Annotated in this window: 25 protein-coding genes and 1 riboswitch; of the genes, 14 read left to right on the top strand and 11 right to left on the bottom strand. The window is 65.1% G+C overall.

Annotation, left to right across the window (positions count from 1 at the left end; all coding sequences use genetic code 11):
• Positions 1 to 10: 10 nt before the first annotated feature.
• Positions 11 to 93, bottom strand: a riboswitch (ZMP/ZTP riboswitch).
• A gap of 313 nt (positions 94 to 406) precedes the next feature.
• Positions 407 to 673: a hypothetical protein gene (locus tag G7067_RS04320; protein ID WP_205881202.1), complete on the bottom strand. Its 267-nt coding sequence runs from the start codon at positions 671 to 673 to the stop codon at positions 407 to 409.
• Between the two features lie 81 nt (positions 674 to 754).
• On the opposite strand from G7067_RS04320, the gene purU reads away from it, so the two are divergent.
• The gene (gene purU, locus G7067_RS04315) at positions 755 to 1,639 is read left to right on the top strand and encodes a formyltetrahydrofolate deformylase (RefSeq protein ID WP_166322259.1); all 885 of its coding nucleotides are present in this window, start codon (positions 755 to 757) and stop codon (positions 1,637 to 1,639) included.
• A 172-nt stretch (positions 1,640 to 1,811) separates the two neighbouring features.
• On the opposite strand, the gene G7067_RS04310 is transcribed toward purU, so the two are convergent.
• Positions 1,812 to 3,062, bottom strand: a complete 1,251-nt coding sequence (locus tag G7067_RS04310) for an ATP-binding protein (protein WP_166322257.1) — start codon at positions 3,060 to 3,062, stop codon at positions 1,812 to 1,814.
• A gap of 191 nt (positions 3,063 to 3,253) precedes the next feature.
• Between G7067_RS04310 and G7067_RS04305 the strand changes: the two genes are divergently transcribed.
• A complete protein-coding gene (locus G7067_RS04305) occupies positions 3,254 to 4,570 on the top strand; it encodes an amidohydrolase (protein ID WP_280115760.1) in 1,317 nt (438 codons plus the stop codon).
• Entirely contained in the window at positions 4,546 to 4,899 is a 354-nt protein-coding gene (locus tag G7067_RS14650) for an amidohydrolase family protein (protein WP_280115759.1), read from the top strand. Before G7067_RS04305 ends, G7067_RS14650 begins: the two co-directional genes overlap by 25 nt.
• Here G7067_RS14650 and G7067_RS04300 read toward each other — a convergent pair.
• The gene (locus G7067_RS04300; RefSeq protein WP_244301246.1) at positions 4,896 to 5,594 is read right to left on the bottom strand and encodes a TetR/AcrR family transcriptional regulator; all 699 of its coding nucleotides are present in this window, start codon (positions 5,592 to 5,594) and stop codon (positions 4,896 to 4,898) included. The two genes, G7067_RS14650 and G7067_RS04300, sit on opposite strands and share 4 nt — an antisense overlap.
• 288 nt (positions 5,595 to 5,882) lie before the next feature.
• Here G7067_RS04300 and G7067_RS04295 point away from each other — a divergent pair, with 288 nt between their 5' ends.
• Both G7067_RS04295 and G7067_RS04290 read left to right on the top strand, forming a co-directional pair.
• Positions 5,883 to 7,445: an amidohydrolase gene (locus tag G7067_RS04295; protein WP_244301245.1), complete on the top strand. Its 1,563-nt coding sequence runs from the start codon at positions 5,883 to 5,885 to the stop codon at positions 7,443 to 7,445.
• 47 nt (positions 7,446 to 7,492) lie between these two features.
• Positions 7,493 to 8,911: an APC family permease gene (locus tag G7067_RS04290; RefSeq protein WP_166325767.1), complete on the top strand. Its 1,419-nt coding sequence runs from the start codon at positions 7,493 to 7,495 to the stop codon at positions 8,909 to 8,911.
• 56 nt (positions 8,912 to 8,967) lie between these two features.
• Here the strand turns inward: G7067_RS04290 and G7067_RS04285 are convergent, their stop codons facing one another.
• Positions 8,968 to 9,813, bottom strand: coding sequence for a biotin--[acetyl-CoA-carboxylase] ligase (locus tag G7067_RS04285; protein ID WP_166322253.1), 846 nt, complete (start codon positions 9,811 to 9,813; stop codon positions 8,968 to 8,970).
• 130 nt (positions 9,814 to 9,943) lie between these two features.
• On the opposite strand from G7067_RS04285, the gene G7067_RS04280 reads away from it, so the two are divergent.
• The 6 genes from G7067_RS04280 to G7067_RS04260 all read left to right on the top strand — a co-directional run bounded on the left by G7067_RS04280 (position 9,944) and on the right by G7067_RS04260 (position 15,896).
• Positions 9,944 to 11,533 (top strand): acyl-CoA carboxylase subunit beta, encoded by a 1,590-nt coding sequence (locus G7067_RS04280; RefSeq protein WP_205881201.1) that lies wholly within the window; start codon positions 9,944 to 9,946, stop codon positions 11,531 to 11,533.
• Positions 11,530 to 11,802 carry a hypothetical protein gene (locus tag G7067_RS04275; protein WP_166322251.1) on the top strand — a complete coding sequence of 91 codons (273 nt, stop codon included), beginning with the start codon at positions 11,530 to 11,532 and terminating at the stop codon, positions 11,800 to 11,802. The genes G7067_RS04280 and G7067_RS04275 overlap by 4 nt, the downstream gene beginning before the upstream one ends.
• Before the next feature lie 135 nt (positions 11,803 to 11,937).
• On the top strand, positions 11,938 to 12,891 hold the full coding sequence (locus tag G7067_RS04270) for an ATP-binding protein (RefSeq protein ID WP_205881200.1): 954 nt from the start codon (positions 11,938 to 11,940) through the stop codon (positions 12,889 to 12,891).
• Complete coding sequence (locus G7067_RS15155) at positions 12,792 to 13,187, top strand: DUF4143 domain-containing protein (RefSeq protein WP_425280704.1); 396 nt, start codon at positions 12,792 to 12,794, stop codon at positions 13,185 to 13,187. Before G7067_RS04270 ends, G7067_RS15155 begins: the two co-directional genes overlap by 100 nt.
• Positions 13,188 to 13,391: 204 nt before the next feature.
• Positions 13,392 to 15,038 carry an InlB B-repeat-containing protein gene (locus G7067_RS04265; RefSeq protein WP_166322249.1) on the top strand — a complete coding sequence of 549 codons (1,647 nt, stop codon included), beginning with the start codon at positions 13,392 to 13,394 and terminating at the stop codon, positions 15,036 to 15,038.
• Positions 15,039 to 15,203: 165 nt separating this feature from the next.
• Positions 15,204 to 15,896, top strand: a complete 693-nt coding sequence (locus G7067_RS04260) for an NUDIX hydrolase (protein WP_166322247.1) — start codon at positions 15,204 to 15,206, stop codon at positions 15,894 to 15,896.
• Between the two features lie 33 nt (positions 15,897 to 15,929).
• On the opposite strand, the gene G7067_RS14070 is transcribed toward G7067_RS04260, so the two are convergent.
• From G7067_RS14070 to G7067_RS04245, 3 genes are all read right to left on the bottom strand, one after another.
• The gene (locus G7067_RS14070) at positions 15,930 to 16,835 is read right to left on the bottom strand and encodes an FHA domain-containing protein (protein WP_244301244.1); all 906 of its coding nucleotides are present in this window, start codon (positions 16,833 to 16,835) and stop codon (positions 15,930 to 15,932) included.
• Positions 16,836 to 16,840: 5 nt separating this feature from the next.
• Entirely contained in the window at positions 16,841 to 17,086 is a 246-nt protein-coding gene (locus tag G7067_RS04250; RefSeq protein ID WP_205881199.1) for a hypothetical protein, read from the bottom strand.
• A gap of 217 nt (positions 17,087 to 17,303) precedes the next feature.
• Entirely contained in the window at positions 17,304 to 18,977 is a 1,674-nt protein-coding gene (locus tag G7067_RS04245) for a deoxyguanosinetriphosphate triphosphohydrolase family protein (protein ID WP_166322245.1), read from the bottom strand.
• 72 nt (positions 18,978 to 19,049) lie between these two features.
• On the opposite strand from G7067_RS04245, the gene G7067_RS04240 reads away from it, so the two are divergent.
• The 3 genes from G7067_RS04240 to G7067_RS04230 all read left to right on the top strand — a co-directional run bounded on the left by G7067_RS04240 (position 19,050) and on the right by G7067_RS04230 (position 21,509).
• Positions 19,050 to 19,640, top strand: a complete 591-nt coding sequence (locus G7067_RS04240) for a hypothetical protein (protein WP_166322243.1) — start codon at positions 19,050 to 19,052, stop codon at positions 19,638 to 19,640.
• An 80-nt stretch (positions 19,641 to 19,720) separates the two neighbouring features.
• Positions 19,721 to 20,710 carry a diacylglycerol/lipid kinase family protein gene (locus tag G7067_RS04235; protein WP_166322241.1) on the top strand — a complete coding sequence of 330 codons (990 nt, stop codon included), beginning with the start codon at positions 19,721 to 19,723 and terminating at the stop codon, positions 20,708 to 20,710.
• Between the two features lie 91 nt (positions 20,711 to 20,801).
• Entirely contained in the window at positions 20,802 to 21,509 is a 708-nt protein-coding gene (locus G7067_RS04230) for a YceI family protein (RefSeq protein WP_166322239.1), read from the top strand.
• Positions 21,510 to 21,518: 9 nt separating this feature from the next.
• Here the strand turns inward: G7067_RS04230 and panB are convergent, their stop codons facing one another.
• The 4 genes from panB to G7067_RS04210 are packed head-to-tail and all read right to left on the bottom strand — an operon-like array spanning position 21,519 to position 25,127.
• Positions 21,519 to 22,367 (bottom strand): 3-methyl-2-oxobutanoate hydroxymethyltransferase, encoded by an 849-nt coding sequence (gene panB / locus G7067_RS04225; RefSeq protein WP_166322237.1) that lies wholly within the window; start codon positions 22,365 to 22,367, stop codon positions 21,519 to 21,521.
• A 29-nt stretch (positions 22,368 to 22,396) separates the two neighbouring features.
• On the bottom strand, positions 22,397 to 23,263 hold the full coding sequence (gene panC, locus G7067_RS04220; protein WP_166322235.1) for a pantoate--beta-alanine ligase: 867 nt from the start codon (positions 23,261 to 23,263) through the stop codon (positions 22,397 to 22,399).
• Positions 23,260 to 24,015, bottom strand: a complete 756-nt coding sequence (locus G7067_RS04215; protein ID WP_244301243.1) for a Rossmann-like and DUF2520 domain-containing protein — start codon at positions 24,013 to 24,015, stop codon at positions 23,260 to 23,262. Before G7067_RS04215 ends, panC begins: the two co-directional genes overlap by 4 nt.
• The gene (locus G7067_RS04210; RefSeq protein WP_166325752.1) at positions 24,015 to 25,127 is read right to left on the bottom strand and encodes a UDP-N-acetylmuramate dehydrogenase; all 1,113 of its coding nucleotides are present in this window, start codon (positions 25,125 to 25,127) and stop codon (positions 24,015 to 24,017) included. Before G7067_RS04210 ends, G7067_RS04215 begins: the two co-directional genes overlap by 1 nt.
• Positions 25,128 to 25,131: the final 4 nt, after the last annotated feature.

Genomic DNA, 25,131 nt, shown 5'->3' with positions numbered 1-25,131 from the left:
CCTCCATGAAATATGCGACCCAGGCGAGCGGCCTAAAACTTGAGTGTCGTTTCCCGATGGTGAACCATCTGCACGCCAGTCACGACGTTCATCATCTTAGTGCCCCGTGCCGCAAGTTGCGAGCGAAAAACGGACTATGCAGCTCGCCCTCCCAGTAAGCTTTGGGCAAGTGCCTGCCGCGCAAACTCACTCGTGCTCAGTTGCTCTTCGGCCGCCCGCAATTCGAGAAGCGCCCAAAGTCGAGCCGGCACACGGATACTATGCGTTTCCATTGGCTCCCGCCTCTTCCAAGGTGCGACCTCATCACGGCTCAATTTAGAGTTTGGAAACCCTAGTTCGGCTTCTCTTGCAAGCTGCGCAATAACTTCATCCGTGAGAACAGTGCCGTCAGCAGCTACATATTTATTCATCGCGCATCCCTCATTTCTCTTTCAAATCCAGCAGTCAAATAGTTTGCATGAATGATCAAAAGGTCCCCATCTCCGAGCTCGACTGCAACCAGTTCTACTGCACGGGCAGAGTTGTCAAATCCAATGATTCCCCACCGAGGCGGGTCAGACTCTGAATCGCGCCAGCGAATTCGCGCTTCTGTAGCACCGGTCTCAAATGCAGAATGAATCTGTTCTTCATTCAAGCCGTGCACGAAAGCGTGCTGATGAATAATGGTTCTCACGTCATAAGTTTACGCGAACGTATTACGTTTTGCCATACGCGTACTCTCTGCATGCAACCCGACGCGATACCCTTGTATTCCATGAACACAGTTCTCCCCGCCAGCGCCGACACCCAGTGGGTCCTTACCCTTTCCTGCATCGACGGGCCCGGAATCGTTCACGCGATCAGCGGGGCGGTCGTCGCAGCGGGCGGTAATATCGCCGAGAGCCAGCAGTTCGCGAGCGCCGACACGGGCCGCTTCTTCATGCGCCTGCAGGTCGAGGCGGTGCGGGATCCCGAATCCTTCCAGACGCGCTTCGAAGCTTCGCTCGCCCCCGTCACCGAGCACTACGGCATGTCATGGCGCCTCGACACCGTGGGGCGGCCAGTGCGCACCCTGATCCTCGGCTCCACCGCTACACACTGCCTCAACGATCTGCTCTACCGTCGTCGCGGCGGCCAGCTGCCCATCGAGGTGCCGCTGGTGCTCTCAAATCACACCACCATGCGCGATATCGCCGAGTTTTATGACGTTCCGTTTGAGCACCTCGCGATTTCGAGCCCCGCCGACAAAGCAGCGTTCGAGGCGCGGGTGCTTGCGGCGGTCGAAGAGCTCAACATCGAGCTGGTGGTGCTCGCCCGCTACATGCAGATCCTGTCGCCGGAACTGTGCGCGGCGCTTGCCGGCAAGGCGATCAACATCCACCACTCGTTCCTGCCCGGTTTCAAGGGCGCGAACCCCTACAAGCAGGCGCACCAGCGCGGCGTCAAGCTGATCGGCGCGACCGCGCACTTCGTCACGACTGATCTCGACGAGGGGCCGATCATCGAGCAGGACGTCACCCGCGTCGACCACTCCTATTCCGCGCGCGAGCTCGTGCAGCTGGGCCAGGATGAGGAGGCGCGGGTGCTGCGCCGCGCGGTGAACTGGTTTGCCGAGAACCGGATCCTCACAGACGGCGATCGGACGATCATTTTCCGCTAGTGTCCTGTGTCGCAAGTTGCTTTGCAGATCCCGGTGCTCCGGTGGATGCAACGCTAGGCGGAGGAGTGAGGCGATGCCGTTGCATCGTCGAGCGACGACAACGACGCGGTGCGCCGCCGGAGTGCCGGGATATGTGAAGCGAATTTGCGACACGGGACACTAGGCACGCCAGCTACCGCCACAGTCGATCCACCGGGAGCGAATGGAGTCGATCCTCCACTTGATAACCGACCTTGCCAAGGTGGAAGGCGATCCCGGCGACAAATGAAGACCCGAGGCGGTCCCGAAGCTTCCTGAGCCCAGAGAATTGATGGCTCTCCACCTGCTCACCTGCCTTTATCTCGATACCGATCACCGCGCCATCGCTACGTTCGAGGATCAGGTCAACCTCATCGTTGTCACGCGTACGCCAATGCCCCACAAAGACGGGCGCACTCATCCACGTCGTTTGTCGGATCACTTCTTGCACCACGAACGACTCGAGCAGATGGCCGAACTCGGTCATGGCCGAAGGATCAAGCCGACGCAACTTGGCACTGCTCAACCGAAGCAAATGTGCACCGATGCCCGAATCGACGACGTGTATTTTTGGTGCTGCCACGCTTCGAGACGAGATCGTCGTGCCCCATGCAGGCAACGAGCTCACCAGAAACAACGATTCCAGCAGTTCGAGGTAGGCGGCCGCAGTGTCACGCGACGACTCCAAGCCCTGAGCAAGCTTGCTCACGTTCAGCAAGCTCGCCGTTTGCCCCGCGATTCTATTGAGGAAATGGCGCAAGTCAGCCTTGCGATGGATCCGGCGAATTTCCCCAGCATCCCGCTCCAGCGACTGCCGCACATGACCCTGCAACCAACGACTCCGAGCATCGGTTGATCCCGCAGCGACCGCGAGGGGCATCCCACCGCGCATAATCCGATCAATATACTCAGCACGCTCCGTGAGAGCCGGAGTCGCAGAGTGCGTGATGGATGATTCAAATGCGCGCTCGATGAAACGGTTGTCGGTGCCATCAATCTCTGTCTGGGTAAAGGGCATCACTGTCAGGCGCTGTATTCGACCGGTCAACGCTTGGGTGCCCTGAGGCAGCGAGTCATAGCTGGATGATCCGGCGAGCACAAACATTCCGGGACGGGAGCTCTGGTTCAGCCGCGCCTTAATGGCGTCGAGCAGGGAGGGCACACGCTGGTACTCGTCAATCAGTACGGGCGATTCGCTGGCGACGAGCGCGGATTCGTTTTGCTCGGCAAGTCGCCGGAACTGCCCCTGATCAAGGTCGAAGATTGGATGCCCACTCGATGGCGTGAGCTCCGCGAGCAGCGTAGATTTTCCAACGCTTCGCGGCCCTTCCAAAAGCATCACAGGTGTCTCTGCGACCCGATGAGGCAAAACCGCGCTCAAACTCCGCACTATCAGGTCACTCATATCGCCCAGCATAGCTCAGAATCGGAACCAGCCGAGGTTATTTATCGAAAATAGCCGTTCTTCTTTATCGGAAACAGCCGCATAAATTTATCGGAAATAGCCGCGGCGCATCGACGCGGCAGTATCGAAACAGATAGGTTCGTTGCGGAGGCTATTGGGGTCAGATCTCGAACGAGCAGAAAGAAGCACCAATGCGAATCACTGAAGCGGCAGGATCCGAAGCACGATCACTCGCCATCGTCGGCGCGCAGTTGCGCCGAAACCTGCCAGAGAACGGCGCAGAGACAGCATCACCCGCAACCGCGCTGCTGATCACGGATGGCAGGATCCAGGCCATCGGTTCTGACGCCGAGATTCAAGCGGCCGCACCCCACGGCACGACCATCGTTGATGCGCAGGGAGCCACGGTCACCCCCGGCCTGTGGGACTCGCACGCGCACCCCGACTCGGGTGCCGTGTGGACCCGCGGCATCGATCTCGGTGGAGTCGACACCCCGGAAGAACTCAGGCGGCGTCTCGCGGCAGAGCATGCCAGGCTCGCTCCCGGCGCATGGCTTGAGGGGTGGAATCTCGAGTATGAGATGTTCGAGGAGAGCGGGATCGACCGCGGCATCTTCGAGGACGTGACGGGCGATCGGCCCGTTCTCTTGCGGTTCTACGACGCGCACACCGGCCTCGCCTCGCTCGCCGCGCTGAGCGCCGCCGGGATCACCGAACCCATCCGCTACCCCGACGGCAGCGAGACGGTGGTCGACGAGACCGGAAGGTTTACCGGCGAACTCAGCGAGATGTCGATCCTCAGCTACATCACCGACGCCATCCCGATCCTCGACCTCGAAGCGGAACTCGACCGACTCGCCGCCGTGCTCGACCGCTTCGCTGAGGTCGGCCTCACCGGCTGCGCGATCATGGACGGCTCGGCGCGCACCCGCGATTTTCTTCGCGAACTCGAATCGAGGGGCCGCCTGCAACAGCGACTCGTCGTGCACGAGTGGCACAAGGTCCACTTCACCGACGAGGACCAGGATCGGATCATCCGCGAGAAGGATGAGCGCGGGCGGCTGTGGGAAGGCGGCGCCATCAAGCTTTTCTCCGACGGCGTGGTGGACACGGGCACGGCGCTCTTGCACGCGGAAGACGCCCAGGGCGAGGGGCTGCGCGCCGCATGGCCCGACTGGGATCGCTACACAGAGGTCATCGGCAGGTACCACGAGGCGGGCATGCTGATCGCGACGCACGCTGTGGGCGATCGCGCGGTGAACGACGTGCTCGACGCCTATGCCGCGCTGCCCCCGCGGGATCCGCAGCTCCCCGCCCACTCCATCGAGCACCTCGAGGTGATGAGCGATGCCGATGTTGAAAAACTGGGGCACTCCGGCATTACCGCCTCCATGCAGCCCTACATATGCAGTGGCGGAAGCCGGACAACTGGTCCGCGCGCCTGGGCGCCGAGCGCCGATCGACGGGGTACCGCGTGCGCAGCGTGCTCGCGACAGGGGCGCGGCTGACCCTCGGCTCCGACTGGCCGGTGGCGCAGCTTGATCCGCGGATCGGCCTGGCCTGGGCGCGGGGCAGGCACACGCCGGGCGCGGATCCTTCCGCCGTTTTCGAGCCAGAGCAGCAGCTGAGTGGCGAAGAGGCCCTGTTGGCCTACACGCTGTGGCCGGCGCTCGCGCGGGGGCACGAGGATCGCGGCCACCTATCCGTCGGCTGCCTCGGTGACCTCACCGTCTTCGGCGGCGATCCGGTAACGACGCCCGTGGACGAGCTGCTGGAGCTCCCCGTGCTGCTCACCGTCGTCGACGGCGAGATCGTGTACCGCAACCCCGCGGTCTAGGCCTGCGCGCCGTACAGCGCCACAAACTCAGCTCTGAGTCCCGCGACGAGCGCGCGGATTCCAAGCTGATACGCGGCCGTCGCGGGATCGATGCCCGCGGCAGCAAGATCCGCGCTGCGCGATGCGAAGGCGCTCGCGAAAGCTGCGGTGTCGGGGCGCGACCCCGGGTCGAGCATCGCGGGATCCGCGGCCGCGTCGAGGGCGGCGCCGAGCAGGAATGATTCGATCGCAACAATCACCGTTAGCACGCGCTGCTCTGGCCACCCCGCACGCATGAGCGCCCGCACAACCGCGTCGTACATCAGACTCGTGCGAGAGTCGGGCGTCAGGGGGGTCGTTGCGAGCAAGGCAACCGTGGGGACGTGGGCCGCGAACGCCGCACGGTAGGAGTCGGCCCAGCAGATCAGGGCGTCGTCCCAGGCAAGCTCATCGAAGCATGCGACGTCGATGCGGTCGCTGATGAGCTCGCGGATCCCACCGACCAGGTCTTCCCTGCCCGCCACGTGGTTGTAGAGCGCCGAGGGTCGCACGCCGAGCTCGCGCGCGATCTCACGCATCCCGGCGCCGGACTCGCCGCGCTCGTCAAGGAGGCGCAGCGCGGTTTCGAGAATGATCTGCCGCGAGAGTAGCGGGGTGCGCGGTCGGCCCGCGCGACGTGGTTGCTGTGCTTCCATGGCTTCAGAGACTACCGCCAATCGACGAGTGTCCCCCAAACTAGCGAGCGTCCCACAAACCCGTGCGCGTCATGGCGCCGGAAAGGGGGACTCTCGTCCGTTTGGGGGACGCTCGTGCGGGCCAGGGCAGGGGCAGCGTGAGGAGAAGTTGCGCATTGGGGGCGGTTTCGTACTATCCTCGGTAGTCGAACACAAAAAGAACTATGTTCATTTAACCCGGACCCTCACAACGAAGGAGGCGCTCATGTCTGTCACCGTCTTTACCGGAGGCACGATCCTGGTCGATCCGGTACCCGGCGGCACCCCCTCGTGAGCCGCGCTCTCGCGATTCGCGGCGGCAAGGTCGTGGCACTCGATGCCGAAGCCGAGGCGCTCAGCAGCGAACCAAGCTCCACCGTCATCGATCTCGCAGGCGGGGCTCTCGTGCCCGCCCTCGGCGACGGCCACGCCCACCCGATGCTCGGCGGCGTTGAGGCGTTTGGCCCGCAGATCCGGCAGGCGAAGGATCTCGCCGGGATCCTCTCCGCCGTCGCCGAATGGCGCGAGGCCCACCCCGACGCCGACTGGATCGTCGGCGGAAGTTACGACGCCACCTTTGCCGAGCAGGGACTCTTCGACGCGCGGTGGCTCGACGAGGTCACCGGCGACACCCCCACCATTCTGCGATCCTGGGATTACCACACCGCCTGGGTCAACTCCGCAGCACTGGCCGCCGGTGGAATCACCGCGGACACCCCGGATCCGCACCTCGGCCGCATCGTGCGGCGCGCGGACGGATCCCCTCTCGGCACGCTGCAGGAGGCGGCCGCAAACGACTTCCTGGCGAACGTTGCGCCCGCGTTCACCCTCGAGCAGCGACTCGACGCACTCGAGCGCGCGACACGGTTGTACGCAGCCCAGGGCACCACCTGGGTGCAGGACGCGTGGGTGGAGGCGGACGACGTTGCCGCCTACATCGCCGCGGTCCAGCAGCAGCGCCTCCACACCCGGATCAACCTGGCCCTGCGGGCGGATCCCGCGCAGTGGCGCGATCAGCTCGCCTCCTTCGTCGCGATCAGAGACGAAGTGCGCGCGCTCGGGTCCGATCGCCTCACCGCGGAGACCATCAAGTTCTTCTTGGACGGCGTCGTGGAGAGCCACACCGCAGCCCTCACCGAACCCTACGCCGATCGCCCCGATGACCGCGGACTACACAACTGGGACGCGGCCGAGCTGAACGCGGCGGCCACTGCGTTTGACGAGGCGGGCTTCCAGCTACACCTCCACGCGATCGGCGACGCCGCGAACCACACGGCGTTGAACGCGGTCGAGGCGGCGCAGCGCACAGCAGCCCCTCGGGAACGGCACCACGTCATCGCACACGTCGCCGTGCTCGATCCGGCCGAGGTGAAGCGCTTCGCTGATCTCGGTGTGATCGCGAACTTCGAACCCTACTGGGCGCAGTGCGACGCCGTCATGCGCGACCTCACGATCCCGCACCTCGGTTCACCGCGCGACAGCTGGCAGTACCTCATCGGCTCGGTGCAGCGCAGCGGCGCCACCGTGACCTTCGGCAGCGACTGGCCGGTGACCACTCCGGACTGGCGACCGGCGCTCGCGACCGGGATCACCAGGCGCAGCGAGCCGCACGGCGACGCGTGGCTGCCCGAGGAGCAGATCGATCCACAAACGGCGTTCGCCGCTTACACGCGCGGGATCGCCCGCCAGGCTCAGGTTTCCGACCGCGGCACGCTCGCGGTCGGCATGGTCGCCGACGCAGTGTGGTTGTCAGCGAGCCCCCTCGACATTGCCCCCGAGGAGATCCCGCAACTCGCCGTGCACGGCACCTGGCTCGCGGGTGAGCGTACCTTCGATCCCGCAGCAAGCAACTAGCATTCCGACACATCTCCCATCATTCTCACACCCCATTCAAAGGAGAAATCGTGAGTAACACCACCCCCCAGCTCAAGCGCACCCTGGGCCTTACCGGCCTCACGCTCTTCGGCGTCACCTACATGACCGTGATCACGGTGTTCACGACCTACGGCATCGTCAACAAGGTCACCGACGGACACCTCCCCGCCGCCTACATCGTCGCGGTCGTCGCGATGCTCTTCACCGCCGCGAGCTACGGCGCGATGGTGCGACGGTACCCGGTGGCGGGATCCGCCTACACCTACACGCAGCAGTCCTTCGGTGGCGCCGCCGGCTTCCTCACCGGATGGGTGATGCTGCTCGACTACCTGTTTATCCCGATGATCAACTTCATGCTGATCGGGATCTACCTGAACACCCAGTTCCCGGCGATCCCGGTCTGGGCATTCACGCTCGCGGCGCTGCTCCTTGTGCTCGTGTTCAACATTCTCGGGATCACGCTGGTGAGCAAACTCAACATGGCGATCATCGGGCTGTCGGTGATCCTGGTCATCGTGTTTGTTGCGCTCTCGTTCAAGACCGCGTTTGGCGGCGACGCCTCCGTCAGCCTGATCGAACCCTTCACCTTCGGCTCCGGTGGCATCGGTGCCATCGCTTCCGGCGCGGGCATTCTCGCGCTGTCGTTCCTCGGATTTGACGCGGTATCAACCCTGTCCGAAGAAGCCAAACAGCCCCGCAAGGACATCCCCCGCGCCATTGTGCTCTCCACGCTCGTCGGAGGGCTTCTCTTCATCATCGTGTCCTGGGCCGGATCGCTGGCCTTCCGACCCGACTGGGCAACCCTTTCGCAGGCCGAAGTGGATGCGGCTGGCACCACGGTGATGGATAACTTCGGCGTCCCGTGGATGACCTCGCTCTTTGTCGCCGTCTACGTTGTGGGAGCGTTCGGCTCGGGTATGACCGGACAGGTGTCGGTATCGCGGATCCTCTACGCGATGGGCCGCGATGGCATGCTCCCGAAGCCCCTCTCTCGTCTGCACCAGCGCTTCGGCACGCCCATCGTGGCCGCCGTCACGGTGTCGGTGTTCGCACTGTCGGCGCTGTTCCTGTCTCTCGATACCGTCGCGTTTATGATCAGTTTTGGCGCGCTGGCGGCCTTCGCGATGGTCAACCTCTCGGTGATCCGAACCTACATCTTTCCGCGCGGCGGGCGGCGCGAACCGCTGCGCGCGAAGCACATCGTGCTGCACCTGATCTTCCCGCTCGTGGGCTTCGCCCTGACAATCTGGCTGTGGACCTCGCTGCAACCGACCACCTGGATCGTGGGTCTGATATGGGTACTGCTCGGGGTCGGTATCATCGCGATGGTGACGGGCGGTTTCAGGCGCCCCGTGCCGAAGATGGACTTCTCCGAGCAGGATCCCACGACCGAGCAGATCGACCAGCTCGGTGAGGACTACCCGCTCGAGGGAAGCCGCCACTGAGACGGGGGCGGCTGGGTCACGTACTCGCAACCAGCCGCGCTCGCCAGCACCGGCGTCTAACGCAGGTGCTGCACGTCACCGGCGGACACGGTGAGCTGTCCGCCGGTCGGCAGGTCGACGACGAGGGAGCCGTCGTCGGCAAGTTCACGGGCGCGGCCATCAACCAGCTGCTCGTTCGGCAGATGCACCCGGACCTCGCTTCCGAGCGTGAGCGAGTGACGCGCCACGCGAATCCTGACCGCGGCCGGATCCTTCTCGGCAAGCTCGGTGAGCCGCAGCAGCCCGGAAGCCACGTCGTGCAGCACCCGGTCGAGCAGCGCCTCACCTGCAGAGTCGGTGAGGCTCTCCGCACCGCCCAGCTCTGCGCCAGCGGCGAGCAGCGACGTCGCGCGGTCGGTCGGCAACTCCCACTCCGGGACGAGCAAGTTGATGCCCATCCCAACAACCACAGCACCGTCCGGCAGCATTTCGCACAGGATCCCGCACAGCTTCTTGCCGGGGTCCCCGATCTCGGCGTCCGCCTCGCTGCGCACATGCACATCGTTGGGCCACTTCACGCCGACTCGGCGCGCCTCGCCGGGGTATCCGCTCGCAAAGAACGGCTGCAGCGCACCCGTCACCGCGGATCCCGCAATCAACGGGAGCCAGCTCGCGGGGAGCGCAGCGCGTGCGCCGAAATCACGGATCAGGATCGAAGCGGCGACCGCGGTCCCCACAGGCGTCACCCAGTCTCGCCCGAGGCGGCCCCGCCCCGCGGTCTGTTCCGAGGTCGCGAGCAGCGTGCCGTGCGGCACCTCCGCACCCTCGGCCGCAACCAGCTCGCGCAGCTCCGCGTTTGTTGAGGGTGAACTCTCCCGCCACAGCACGCGGGGCAGTAGTTCGCGGGTCCCTGTCAATTCCATGCTCCGAGACTACCGGCCCGGCCGCAGCCCAGCCGTAAGGCCAAAACTGTAGACAATCGCACAAGGATCCCAGGATCCATTGGAGGAGAACTCCGGCGAAGGGAATGGTCACCGCGCTAGGCTGGCAGGCGTGAATGCAGACAATTCCCTCGCTACCACCGCCGGCCGGATCGCGGACCACCGCCGTAAGTACCAAGAAGCCGTAGGCGACCGCGATGCCGCCGCCGCCGCAAAACAGCACCCGCGCGGCAAGATGACCGCCCGCGAACGGATCACCGCGCTGCTCGATCCCGGCTCCTTCGTCGAGTTCGACAAGTACGTGAAGCACCGCAGCGTGGGCTTCGGTATGGAGAACAGCCACCCCTTCGGTGATTCCGTCGTTACCGGCGCGGGTACGATCCACGGCCGTCAAGTTGTCGTGTACTCGCAGGATTTCACCACCTTCGGTGGTTCGCTCGGCGAGGTTGCCGGCGAGAAGATCGTGAAGGCGATGGAGTTCGCACTGAAGACGGGTGCGCCGGTCCTCGGCATTCTCGACTCGGGCGGCGCGCGCATCCAGGAGGGGGTCGTCGCGCTGTCGAACTACGCCAAGATCTTCCGCCTGAACACGATGTGCTCGGGCGTGATCCCGCAGATTTCGCTCGTCATGGGCCCGTCCGCGGGCGGCGCGGTGTACTCCCCCGCCCTCACCGACTTCGTCATCATGGTCGACAAGACCAGCCACATGTTCGTCACCGGCCCCGAGGTGATCAAGACGGTCACCGGCGAAGAGGTCGGCTTCGAGGAGCTCGGCGGTGCGCTGACGCACAACAAGACGAGCGGAGTCTCCCACTATCTCGCGAGCGACGAACTCGACGCGCTGGATTACGCTCGCTCGCTCATCAGCTTCCTTCCCGACAACAACATGTCAGAGCTGCCGGTCTACGACAGCGACACTGCGCTCGAAATCACGGCAGCGGATCGCCGCCTGAACACGCTGATCCCGGACAGCCCGAACCAGCCCTACGACATGAAGGTCGTGATTGAGGCGATCCTCGACGGCGGCGACTTCCTTGAGGTACAGCCGCTGTTCGCCCCGAACATGCTGATCGGGTTCGGCCGGGTCGAGGGGCGCACGGTCGGGATCGTCGCGAACCAGCCGAATCAGATGGCCGGCACTCTCAACATCGACGCGAGCGAGAAGGCCGCGCGCTTCGTGCGGTTCTGCGATGCGTTCTCGATCCCGATCCTGACCCTCGTCGATGTGCCCGGCTACCTGCCCGGCACCGACCAGGAGTTCCAGGGCGTGATCCGCCGCGGCGCGAAGCTGCTCTACGCGTACGCAGAGGCGACGGTGCCGCTCGTCACGATCATCACGCGCAAGGCCTACGGTGGCGCCTACATTGTGATGGGGTCGAAGGAGATGGGCGCCGACTTCAACATCGCGTGGCCCACCGCTGAGATCGCGGTGATGGGTGGCGCGGGCGCCGTGAATATTCTGTACCGCAAGGAGCTTGCCGCGGCGGCGGCAGCGGGCGAGGATGTTGAGGCGCTGCGCGCGGAACTGACCGCGAAGTACACGGCCGACGTGACGTCTCCGTTCCTGGCGGCTGAGCGCGGCGAACTGGACAACGTGCTCGAGCCTGCCGGTACCCGACTGGCCGTCATCAAGGCGCTGCGCGGGCTCCGCGGTAAACGCACCGAGCAGCCGGCAAAGAAGCACGGAAACATTCCGCTGTGAGCGGGAAGATGCTCCCGCCCGACGCCTCTGCACGCGACGCAGCTCGCCGCGAGGGCGCTGGCGAGGCTGACACGACCCTGCGCGGAGAAGACATTCACTTTGTCACTCGCACGGTCAGCGACGAGGAACGCGCGGCCGTGATCGCGGTGCTCACTCGGGTACGAACCGAGGAAACGCAGCGAATGAAGCGTGTTGCGCGGCGGGATCGCGAACCCTGGGCGCGGTCGCAGCGTGTGCCCGAGGGCATCGACGAGCTTCCTGGCGGGTAGGCACCGCGCGAGGGGCGTGCCCCACCGCAAGGTGGAGTAGCCCTTGGCCAGGAGTGGAGTAATCCGTTGATGAGCAGTGGAGTAATCCGTTGATGAGGTGTGGATTTATCCGTTGTTCTGCACTATATTGACGTCATGGACGACTACACTCGGCGAACCACGGATCAGCTCATCACCGAATCGCTGACGTTCGCCGGTGCGGTCGCGATCGACGGAGCAAGAGCCGTCGGCAAGACGGAGAGTGCTCGTCGATTCTCGAAATCCGAGCTGCGTCTCGACAGCAGTGACCCTCTCGCGATCCTGAGTCGCGAGCAGCCAACGGTGGCTCTCGCCGGGGACACTCCCCGGCTCCTCGACGAGTGGCAGATGGTGCCGGAATTGTGGAATGAGGTGCGGCACGCTGTCGACGCGCGCAGATCCGTCGGACAGTTCATTCTCTCCGGATCTGCAGCTCCAGATCTCACTCCCCTCCGACATTCGGGGGCCGGGCGGTTTGCCCACGTTCGGATGCGAACCATGACCTTCACCGAGACAGAGCACTCCACCGGACAGGTTTCGTTGCGTGCACTGCTCCAGGGGGAAACAATAGCGCCCGTGCAGAGTGAAGTTGACTTTGAGGGCGTGGTGCGGCGTATCATCACGGGCGGCTGGCCCGGCTGGCAGACGCTCGACGAGGGCGAGGCGCAACAGCGCGCCCTCGCCTACGTGACGGATCTCGTGGAGCACGATTTCCCAACACTCGCAGGATCGGGGCGGGACCCGCGCCGGTTCCGCGCCCTTCTCCGGGGCCTCGCCGCGCTGGTGGCACAGCCGGCCAGCCTTGCCGCGATGCAGCGGCGCGTCAACGAAACGGAGCATATTTCCGCCGGAGACCAGCTCATTCGCACCCTCGTGGATATCGCCCAGCGCATGTATGTACTTGAAGATCAGGCGGCGTGGTCCCCGAAGCTGAGATCTCGGACCACCGCGATGCAGACCCCAAACGACATCTGGCAGATCCGTCGCTTGCGGCGTCACTTCTGGGCGCCGGCACCGAGAGGTTGCTGCGAGAGCGCGAAACACTCGGCCACCTCTTCGAATCACAGGTAACGCACGATTGCTTTGTCTACGCGGAGGCCGCGCGGGCGCGGGGAGTCTTTCACTATCGCGATACGAAGGGACGCGATGAGATTGACATTGTTGTGGAGGGGACAGATGGCGACTGGGTCGCCATCGAGGTGAAGCTCGGCCAGGCAGCGGTTGACGCGGCGGCGCACAACCTCCTTCGGGTCACCGCAAAATTCGAACGTCCGCCTGCCGCCTGCGTGGTCGTCGTTCCCATTGGAGTTGCGCACACACGAGGTGACGGTGTGCATGTGGTGCCGCTGACGACGCTCGGGCCGTAGGGAGAGGCCAAAGGAGAGTAACCGACAACCCAAAAGAGGCACCCCTGAGTGGGGAACTGGGGTCCGGATCCGGGACCGTTGACACCATCTGAACCCCAAGCTACAATCATTCAGTTTGGAATAAACTAAGGATTCTGTGTACCAATAACAATGGGGGATAGTGTGCCAACTGGGCGCTTTTTTTCTACAACTGGAGCAGTTGCAATGGTCGGGGCCTTGGTGCTCTCACCGATTCTGGCCACAACCCAACCCGCAAGCGCTGCCGACTTCAGCTGCGGGGATCTGCTCGTCACGACGGACAGCGTCGACCACATGACGTGCGGCACGGTCGGCGCAACTCCGGCTCTCGTGCTCGGCACCGGCAGCCACACGGTGACACAAGCCGATCCAGCGACACCCACAACGACAACGATCGTGATCCAGCCAGGCAACTGGGCCCCGGTCACCGGCACGGTTGAACTGACGCTTGACGGTGTCAACATCTCCTCACCGGGAGCAGCAAATGCCGCCATCGAAGTGGCTGAGCCGAGCGCCGACGTGACGATCCTCCTCTCAGGCAGCAACACGCTCCTGCAAGACAACGGGGTCACCTCGACACGCGCCGCGCTACAGAAGAGCAACGTCGACGGTAAGCTCACCATCGCCAATGCGCCCGGCACCACGGGCACTCTCACCGCAACCACGACGGGCGACGGGGCGGCCATCGGCGGTCAGCGCCTTACTGACGGTTCCAACATCTTCATCGAAGGCGGCACCATCACCGCCACCTCAAAGGGTGGCGCTGGCATCGGCGGCGGCAGCGGATCGGGCGGCACCACCGGCATCACGATCAGCGGCGGCGACGTTACCGCCCGAAGCACCTACGGCTCCGGTATCGGTGGCGGCTACAGCCCCATCCGCATCGAGGGCATCACCATCACCGGCAGCGACTACGCGCACCCGACCCGCGTGCGCGCCTCGGGTGCGTCACCCCAGTTCGCTGGCGACCTCGTCGGCGCATTTGCCGGCGGCGACGCCTTCTCATCGGCGGCCGCGCCGGCAGTGGGCACAGTAGCGACGTGGAGCGACGCGGTCGCAGGCGACGCCGGCCTGTGGGTCACGGCACCGCAGGCCTCGCCGATCGACCTCACAGGGTTTGGTCAAACAGGCAGCGTGATGATGCCGGTCGAACGATCCGTCATCTCTTTTGATCCCGGTCCGCACGCCTCGCTCACCGGCCCCGCACTCACTGATTTCACGAACGTCGATGAGGATTCGATCGCCAACCCGACGGTTGATCCGAAACCCGGCTACGAGTTCTTCGGCTGGCTGATCGATGACGCGAGCGATCCCGTATTCTCCTACACCATCACCAAGGGCACCTTCCACAACTACCAGTTCGTCGCAGACGTCCGCCCAATCAAATACACAATCACCTACGATCTGCACGGCGGAAACTGGCCAAGCGGTGTCACCGCGCCAACGAGCTACACGATCGAAGACACCCTCGGGCTCTCAAGCAAGCCGGTGCCGGGTAACTCCTCCGAGTATTTCTCGCACTGGGTGCTGAGCAGGGACGGGGTCGCTGGCTCGGAGGTGGTCATCAATGATCCAAGCACGATCGTGGCGGCGGGATCTATGGGCAACATCACTCTGCGGGCGGTGTACGCGCAGGAGGACAAGGATCTCACAACACCCACGACCGTGACCGGAGCGGGCAGCTCTGCAGCGACCACCTCGGGCGGGGCGGCTGCCGCCCCGGCGCTCGCGGTTACCGGCGCGAGCGCATCGCTGCCCGTCACCCTTGGCGCGATCCTGCTCCTCGCCGCTGGAGGGAGCGTCCTGCTCCGCCGCCTGCGCCGCAGCGCCTGACGAAGACGGGGCTGCTTCGGGCTGGCGAGGTCCCACAATAACTGCGAGGTCCCAGGATCTTTGCGCGCAGTTTTCATGGGACCTCGCCAGCTTTCTGGGACCTCACCCTCCGGCTAGACAGCGCGGAGCGTGACGGCGGGCGAAGCGAGGGATAGGCTGGCTGGCATGTCACGCTCAGCCGAACAGGCCCGTCAGGAGCTTCGTGCGCTCATGCAGCGCGGTGTGACGCTGGACTACACGCCCCAGGGCTTCCGCGCCGAGCAGCCCATCCGGCAGTCCTCGGTGCTGATCCTGTTTGGCGCACTCGATCGCAGCCTCGCCACCAATCCCTCCGCCGCTATCACCGTCGCGCCGGAGCTTGACGTGCTCCTGATCCGGCGCGCTGACACGCTCCGTCACCACCCCGGCGAAATCGCGTTTCCCGGCGGCGGCGTGGAGCCCGGGGATCGTGATCTCAGCATGACCGCACTGCGCGAGGCCGCGGAGGAGACGGACCTGGATCCCAGCGGCGTGGAGGTACTGGGAGCGCTCCCCGAGGTCCATATTCCCGTCAGCAACAATCTCGTCACTCCTGTCCTCGGCTGGTGGTCACTGCCGAGCCCGGTGGCGGCGGATACGAGCGAGTCGGTCGAGGTGTTTCGCACGCCGGTCGCAGAACTCCTGGATCCGGCGGCCCGCGGCACCTCGGTGCTCAGACGCGGCAGAACCACCTTCCGGGGGCCCGCCTTCCAGCTGGCCCCGCGGTTTGGCGGACGTATCGTCTGGGGCTTCACGGGGATCCTGCTCTCGAACCTGTTTACCGCGCTCGAGTGGGCACCCGAGTGGGATGTCACCCGCGAGTTTCACCTGCCCGGCTAAGGAGTTGCGGCACCTCCCCGCGAACGATTCCCGCTACTCATCTCCCTCTTCACGGTAGATCTTCCTCGGCGGCTGAGGCCGCTGATGCGCCCATTCCCCGCCGGCTCGTCCTCCAAACGGTCGGCCGTGATCGGCATACTCTTCCCGGAAGAAGGCCAAGCGCCACTCCCCGATCCCAATCCTGGCTCCGCTGCGCAGCAGCACTCCTCCTTCTGCGCCCTTTGCCGTGGTGTGCTTGGGATCGATGCCCGTGCTTGCTGGACCGTGCGTGATGAGCACATACTCGTCCTCGGGCGTGTGCCGAATCTCAGCGTGCAGCAGTCTCGCCCCGGGAAGCACCAGGTCCGATTCCTGCGCGGATCCGATCGTTGTCACCTTCTTGGTGAGATCGAAAATGCGGGGAGCAGAACCGTTCCACCGTTCAGAGTCGAGCACGTACGCGAGCCGGGGGTGGCCCGCGCCGTAGCCGAAGTTGGTGGTGGTGACCGTCCTCACGATGTTCCGCCGGAAGGTGGGGAGCATTGGGCTGAGCGTTGAGGGAGGGAGCAACGAGAGCGTCGAATCTGCGTGCCGTGAAGCCCCTCCCGCGCTGAGCAACGAGGTGAGTTTGATGCCGGGCCCAAACTCGATATGACGGCTTCGCAGCAACAGACGCTGCACCAGGGGACCCTGCAGATCGCCCATGCGAACGACCATTCCGCCGGGGCCCTCAACGGAAATCGTGGTGCCCTGAGCGGCCAGTACTTCGGCCAACGCGCGCAGGGCCGTCTGGTGCTTGGCACCGGTTTCCAGGAACGCCTCCGGGCTGTCGCAGTTTACGACGATGTCGGATCCGGCGGCCTGAATGGTGCCCGTCACGTGCTTCTCGTGGTGGCCGTCAGCCCCGGGCAGTGTTACCCCGAAGCTGACATCGACATCGAATCGGGTCGTGGTAGCCACAACACTCACCCCTCTGCATGATCATCGCTGGTCGTGATCCGCACGGTGCCGTTGAACTTCCAGACCGCACGCGGCGCGTCCGGGCCAATGTCTCGCGGCACCTCGACGGTCATATCGTCGAATGAGTAATTCACCATGGCGTGACGTCCCGTGAGGTACGACCACATTTCTTGGCCAAGATCAGCCCAGTCGCGAATGCTGCGCATTTCTGCCGATGCCTGGCCCTGTCCGACTTGCTCGTGATCCGACATGTCCGTCTCCTTTGACTGAGTGCTCCGAGGATTGCATCTGCGTTCCCCATGAAGAGCGAGCTTCAATGTGAATCACAAGATATACCCACACCGAGCCAACAGTCTAGACAGTCATCAAAGTCTCAGAATCACGAAATCTGAGGCTTGTGGGCCACCCTCGATTTCTGCAATAATTTTTCGTTCTGTGACGATCCTGCGGCAAGAGTCGGGCCCGCGGTTAGCGATCGCCAGCTTCGCCGCAGAGGGCGCGATAGGTGGTGATCGCCTGCTGGTCACTGAGGGACGAGACGTAGTCCAGGATCGCGCGGGTACGCCCCTGCCGCACCAGGCCGGTGTCACTCGTGTCGCCGCTCACCAGCTCCGGCCGATCCGCCCGCAACACGAATGCCGCCTCGGTCGCTTCATCCACCCACTCGACGAGGCGTCTGGGCGCCCGCACCGCGTCCTGCGGTTCACTCAGCCACTCGTCAAAGCCGAGCACCAGGCTCTCAACAATGTGCGCGTGGCCCCGCTGCGGAAGCGCGAGCTCCGGGCGTTCAAGCACGAAGTGCGAGTGCACGAACTTCAGCACCATCACCTCGTGCCAGGCCTGCTGGTCGAGGCGCACGTGACCACTACGAACGTGCGGATACTCCTCAACAACGATGGAGGTGCGCAGGTGTTCGATCCAGCGGCGAGTGAAACCCGACACCGCCCGCTCGCTCTCGATCCCGCCGTCGTAGGGAACAGCGAGCAGCGACTCCGCGATTTCCTGGCTGACGTGTTCGACGGCGGCGGCAAACGCATCACGATCAGCGATCCAACTGTCCTTCAGTTGCAGGCGACGCCAGAGCAGTTCGAGGGAACAGCCCGGTGCCCGCCAGCGAGTTCCCAACTCCGACAGTTCAGCATCGGCGAAGCCCGCGGCGCGATCCAGCCACGCCCGCAACTCGCCCGTCACGGCGGCCTGCTGCAGCACACCGGCGCGGGTGAAATCATCCAGATCGTGCACCGCGTACGCAATGTCGTCGGCGAGATCCATCACCGCGCACTCCACCGTCTGCGCGCCGCGCGCGATCTGCGGGAACGCGGCGAGCGCCTCCTCCATCTCCGCAGCCTCAAGCGAATAGGTGGAGAACTTTTCGGCACCGCCGGCAACATCGTGGCCCACGCCGCGCGGCCGCTCAGCCACGGGAACATCACTGAGGCTCACACCGATCCACTCCGACCGCGTCCACGGATACTTCAGCGTCGCTGCCCGCACGGCAGCGGTCAGATTCAGCCCCGGAAAGTCGCGCCCGAGCGTATCGAGCTGGGTCAGGATCCTGAAGCTCTGTGCGTTTCCCTCGAACCCCTCGGCGAGCCCCAACTGTTCGCGGGCAACACGGTCGAGCACGCGCTCGCCGAGGTGACCGAAGGGCGGATGCCCGAGATCGTGCGCGTGGGCGGCGGCTTGCACGACGATGGTGTCGCAGCCGCCGAGCCGGGTTACGATCGCTCCCGCCACATCGTCCGTGGCGCGCTCACCCCGCACAAATTCCGCGTGGCGCCTGGCGTGCCCCGCAAGCTGAGACCCGATCACGCGGGCGACAGCGCTCACCTTCAGCGAGTGGGTGAGCCGGTTGTGCATCACCGGGCCGACGCCGGATCTGGGCACCACCTGGGTGACATCGGAAAGCCTGGCGAAATAGGACGAGAAGCGGATCCGCTCAAGATCGATGCGGAAAGACTCGGGATCACGCGTCTGCCCACCCGAATCGTCCGCGACGAACCCGTCTGCCTCAGCAGCAATGGCTTCAAGGTCAAGGGACTCGCCCGCGCCCGAGGGCGCCAGGCGGTGTTGCGACCCCTCGGTCTCGGTGTATCGCCGAGACTCGCGGATCACGCGCTCGCCGCTGTGCACATCGCTCATGCCACCATTCAAGCACGCCCACTGCCAAACACCGCCGAGGGATAGAATGTCGAGAAGTCCAGGAGGCAGAGAATGAGCACCACCCCCAGCGCGAATCAGACGCGACCCGAGTCGGTCCCCGGGATCGAGCGGGCGACCGGGCGCAGCTGGGCGGATTGGGTGGAGATCTTCGAGGCACAGGGCGCGCGCGAGCTACCACACTCGAAGATCGCCATCATCGCGCGTGCCGCCGTGCCGGACACCGTCAAGAACCCTGATTGGTGGGCACAGGGAATCGCGATCGCCTACGAGCAGCACACCGGGTTGCGGGTGCCAGGGCAATCGTCGACCGGCTCGTTTCGAGTGAGCGCGAGCCGCACGCTCTTCGGGGACCGCGACGCGCTCATCACCGCGTGGGCCGCGGCGGCGGATCCCCTCACCGAGCATCTGGGGTACGCAGCCGGGGAGCCGCGGCGATCCCGCACCGAGAAGCGCACGTTTTGGCGGCGCGACATCGAGGGCGCCGGGCGGGTGGAGGTCGCAGCAAGCGTCAAGCCCGGCGACAACGCCAACGACTCCGGTACCAAGATCATTGTCGCGGTCAGCCAAGACGGGCTCCCCGACGGAGACAACATCGAGGAGTGGCGCGCGCACTGGAAATCCCTGCTCGCAACGCTCACCTGATCCTGATCCTGATCCTGAGCACAGCGCCGCGGAGTACGCTGCAAAGCATCCGGACCGGGACACACAGCGGGGAGACACCCATGGGAACATCGTTCGGCATTGTCTGGAACCCAACAAAGGTCGACAGTGGCGTGCTCCAGGATGCGCTCGACGCGGCGCTGCAAGCGACTCTCGGCGCCGAGGATCCCGCCCCCGACGCACACTGGTTCGAGACGACGCCAGACGATCCGGGGCAAGAAGCTACCGCGCGGGCGCTCGCGGCCGGGTGCTCGCTCATCATCGCGGTTGGCGGTGACGGCACCGTGCGCGCGGTCGCCGAGCAACTGGGTGAGTCCAGCAAGCCAGGTGAGCCGGCAGGATCCGGCGCGGAGCTCGGCATCGTCCCGCTCGGCACCGGCAACCTGCTTGCCCGCAACCTCCAGATCCCGCTCGGCAACCCGCAGGCCGCGTTCGAGCGCGCGCTCACCCGCGAGGCCGCGCCCCTCGATCTCGGCACGGTCGAGGTCACTCGCGCTGACGGCTCACGGACACGCGCCGACTTTGTGGTGATGCTTGGCTTCGGGATCGACGCCCAAATGATTGTGGAGACCAACGACGAGCTGAAAGCAAAGGCCGGCTGGTTGGCCTACGTTGAGTCACTGGGACGCGCCGCCGCAAGCACCGACGTGGTCGACTTTTCACTCTTCATCGACGGCGGCGAGGCGATGCCCGAGCGCGCCCACACGCTGCTGATCGCGAACTGCGGCACACTCCCGGGGGGCTTCTCCCTGTTGCCCGACGCCGTGCCCGATGATGGCGAACTCGACCTGCTCGTGCTGCGTGCGGACGGCCTGGCCGCCTGGCTCGACACCATGCGCAACATGGTCTGGGACAACGGGGTGAAGCGGATTATCCGGCAAATGGCCTCGGATACCCCCTCCGCGGAAAGCTCGAACTCCGCCTCCCACCTCCGCGCGCGCAGCGTGCGCGTCGAGCTTCCGATGCCCCTGATGCTCGAAATTGACGGCGAAGAACTCGGCGAGGCGACAGCCTTTGAGGTCTCCGTCGACACCGTCCTGCGTGTGCGTTAGCGCGATTGCCAGCTTCCTCCCGACACTCTCGGAGGCGTTTCATTGCGGAATCTGACATGTTTGGTTCCACAGTCAGCGTTGAGGAGTGATCGTGGAGAAGTCTCAGAGGGTGCTGATCGGTGTCGGGGTCGGCATACTGATGCTCGGCGCGACGGCAGCGATTGCGGGACCGATCATCTATCGCGACTTCATTGCTGCTCCCGCGGCGGAAGCGCCGACGCTGAGCGCCAGCGAGGGGCTGATGGATTCGGGGAAGCCGCTCGACCCTGCCGCCCTTGCCGGAAGCTGGAGGATCAGCGACAACTCCGAAGCCGGCTACCGCGTCGACGAGGTCCTGAACGGCACCGACGTCACCGTCACCGGTCGCACCGACAAGGTGAGCGGCTCCTTCACGATCGACGAGACCGGGCTCACGCTGCAGCAGACGGAGCTGACGGTCGATGTTGCGTCGATTACGACTGACAGTCCCCAGCGCGACTCCTACTTCCGGGATCAGGCGCTGCGTGTGGATGAACACCCTGCCGCGACGTTCACGCTCACCCAGCCGGTGACCCTGTCCTCCGCTCCCGACTCGGGCGATGTGGTGCAGGCTGAGGCGACCGGGGATCTGACGATCGCGGGAGTCACCCGTGATGTCACGGTGGCCGTGGAGGTGCGCAGCGACGGCACGACCGCCGCGATTGCAGGATCGATCCCGATCACCTTCGCTGATTTCGGGGTGACCGCCCCAAATCTCGGTTTCGTGTCGGTGGAGCCGACGGGCTTCGTCGAGTTCCAACTCACCGCCGCGCGAGGCTGAGGCCGGGGTTCAGGCGCGAAGCAGGGCCGCGCGGGCCGCTTCAACGGCCTCGGGGGTGACAGGGTACTGGTGTTCGGGGGCCGGGAAGGATCCCGCACGCACCTCGTCAGCGTAGGCGGCAATCGCGGCGACCGTATCATCACCGATGGTCCCAAACGTTTTCACAAACTTCGCGGTCTTGCCCTCGGTGATCCCGAGCAGATCGTGCAGCACCAGCACCTGGCCATCCGCTTTGCCCGCGCCGATCCCGATGATCGGAATCGTGAGCGCCTCGCGCAGCACGTCCACAACCTCCGAAGGCACCGCCTCAATGACCAGGCAAAACGCTCCCGCGGCCTGCACAGCAAGCCCTTCACCGACGAGCCGCTCGGCACTCTCGATGGTACGCCCCTGCGCGCGCAGGCCGCCGAGAGCGGTCGCGGTCTGCGGGGTGAGACCGATATGCCCGACGACCGGGATCCCGGCGGCCACAATCGCGCGGATCCTGCTCAAGCGAGACTCGTTGGCCCCCTCAAGCTTCACCGCATCAACACCCGCCTCCCGCACGAAACGCACGGCGGTCTGCACGGCCTGCACGTCTGACTCCTCGGTGCTGCCGAAGGGGAGATCGCTCACCATAAACGCCGACTCGGTGCCGCGCCGCACCGCCTTCGACATCATCAGCATCTCCTCAACTGACACCTCCACCGTGGAGGCGTAGCCGAGAAGCACTTGCGCGCCCGAGTCGCCCACCAACACCATGTCGACACCGGCGCGTTCGACGGCGCGCGCCGCCGGATAGTCGTAGGCGGTCACCATCACGATCGGTTCCCGCTTTTCTCGCTTCTCGATCAGGCGGGGAATACTTACCCGTGACATCTGGGCTCTCCTTGACGGTATGGGGATGATCACCGCTGCGGCACAAGCAGGGTGTTATCAATCAGTCTGACAGTACCCACTCGCGCCGCAATCGCGCACAGGGCGGGACGTTCAACAAACTTCACTGATTCAAAGGTATCGGGATCCACGATCTCCACGTATTCAACGTCAAGATTCCCGCCGACAAGGACCTCCTCGGCCACCGCCCGCAGGCGAGAAACCGAGATGTCACCCGCCGCGAGCGCGGCGGTCACCGCGGTGAGGGCGCTCGGGATCCTTGACGCGCTCGCTCGCTCGGTGTCACTGAGCAGCGCGTTCCGGCTCGACAGCGCGAGGCCGTCCTCGTCACGCAGCGTCGGGCAGCTGCGGATCCGGGTCGGGATCCCGAGATCCTGCGTCATGCGCTGCACCACACGCAGCTGTTGGGCGTCCTTCTGGCCGAAGTAGGCGTTGTCGGGGAGGACTGCGAGCAACAGCTTTGACACGATCGTCGCGACCCCGTCGAAATGGGCGCTGCCCCTTCCGGCACCCTCAAGCACCTCGGTCAGCGGCCCCGATACGTGCACCGCGGTGGCGAAACCGGTCGGGTACATCTCGGCGACCGAGGGGGCAAAAACGAGATCCACCCCGGCGCTCTCGGCGAGCTCAACATCTTGCGCCTCTTGCCGCGGGTATGCCGCAAGGTCAGCGGCCTCGCCAAACTGCGTCGGGTTCACGAAGATCGACATCACCACGCAGTCGTTCTCGGCGCGGGCCGTGCGCACGAGCGAGAGGTGTCCCTCGTGCAGCGCCCCCATCGTGGGAACCATGCCCACACGGGCTGCGCCAATCGAACCGCCGGTGCGCACCGACTGCAACGCGTCTCGCAGCTCGTGGATAGTGCGAACGATCCTCACGAGGTCCCTCCGGAAAGCTTGCGGGTGTGGGTGACGAGCGCATCGAAAAGTCCAAGCTGATCCGGCAGACGCTCCGCAACGGCCTCACGCTGCCTAGCAACCGTTGCCTCGTCACCGCGCGAGATAGGCCCGGTGAGAGCATCCCGAGCGCCAAGCGCCTCAAAGTTTCGGAGGGCGGCCGCAGCGAGGGGCACAAGCGCGGCGCGCGGCACCCCGGCCGACGCGGCCAGCTGCTCGGCGACGCCCTCGAGGGTGACGAGAAAGTTTGATGCGATCGACGCGGCCGCGTGGTATGCGGTGCGATCCTCATCGGCGACCTCGAACGGCCGCATGTCGAGCAGTTCCGCGAGCGCACGCGCCGTGTTCAGCGCGGTCTCGTTTGCCCCTGCAATCGCGGCAAAGACCCCCGCAAACGAAGCGCCGGGGCCCGTCACGGTGAGCAGCGGGTGCAGCGCAAACGCCACGCGCGGCTGCACGTCAGCGAGCAAGGTGATGCCCGAAAGATGCCCAACGAGCGGCCCGGGGGCAATGGCCGACGCGGCATCTCGAATCTGGGCATCCGGTACCGCGAGCAGCACAATATCGGCGTCCGCGCCATCAGATCCGCGGCCGCCAATCGGTGCCATCTCGGCTCCGGCAGCTCGCAGCGCAGCATCAATCGCGGTGCCGAGACGACCGTGCCCAACCACCTGGATCCGAGCAGCCCGGATCCACGCCCTCTCAGCGGGTGCCACCGCCGAAAGACCCGACACTAGATTTCCAGCCCATACAGCTTGGGTTCGGGCACCATGATGATCCCGAACTCCTGTCGCACCCGCTCCACCACGAATCGCGCCAACTCCGCAACCTCGGCGGCCGATGCCCCTCCGCGATTGGTGATCGCGAGCGTGTGTTTGGAGGAGATCGCGGCACCGGATCCTGGCAGCCTGAACCCGCGCGCAACCCCCGAGTGTTCGATCAGCCAGGCGGCGGACAGCTTGACCATGGGCTCGGGTGCGGGCTGTGGCAGACGCATGGGCACTCCGGCCGCGAGTTCCTCAAACGAGGTGACAGCGGGCTGTGGTTCCTCCTCGTGGAGAGGGAAACGGGGAGCGTCGGCAGGGAGGCTCCTGGCGAACCTCGCGGACACGATCGGGTTCGTGAAGAAGGATCCCGAGCTCCACGAGTCGTGATCGTCGCTGTCAAGCACCATGCCCTTTGCCGCGCGCAGGCGCAGCACAGAGTCGCGCAGCAACCGGATCGGTACCCGGTCGCCAAGATTTACGCCGAGGGCGTTGGCGAGTTGAGCGTACGCGACCGGCGCCGTCGGATCCGTCGTCTCCGCTGCCTCCGTCAGCAGCAGGTCGATTGACAGCACCACACCCTCGAGGCCGCGCTTGAGGATCGAGTCCCGGTAGCCGAGTTCAAGCTCTGCGGCGTCCATGCGACGGACGGCCCCGGAATCGCGGTCAAGGAACTCGATGGAGTGCAACACCTGCGACAGCTCCTGGCCGTAGGCACCAATATTCTGTACCGGGGCTGCTCCTGCGAGGCCTGGGATCCCCGAGAGCGCTTCGATTCCCGCCCAGCCACGATCAACGCAGGCGGCGACGAGCGCGTCCCAGTTGTGACCGGCCTGCACCCTGAGCCGCACAAAGCCGGGTGGGGTGGCTGCTTCGCCGGCCGCTGGCGCAACGGGCGCCGCGCCGGTGTTGCGCGCGAGCAACGCGGTGCCGGGAAATCCCTCGTCAGAGACAACCGTGTTCGATCCGCCGCCGAGCAGCATCCAGGGTTCTTCATCATCCCAGAGCGCTGTGGCGTGCGCGATCAGTTCCTCGGTGCTGTGAGCCACGAGCAGCCGCTCGGCCGGGCCGCCGACGCGCATCGTG

It is taken from the genome of Leucobacter insecticola, assembly GCF_011382965.1.
GTDB classification, from domain to species: Bacteria; Actinomycetota; Actinomycetes; order Actinomycetales; family Microbacteriaceae; genus Leucobacter; species Leucobacter insecticola.
This window is presented reverse-complemented; position numbering and strand designations above follow the sequence as displayed.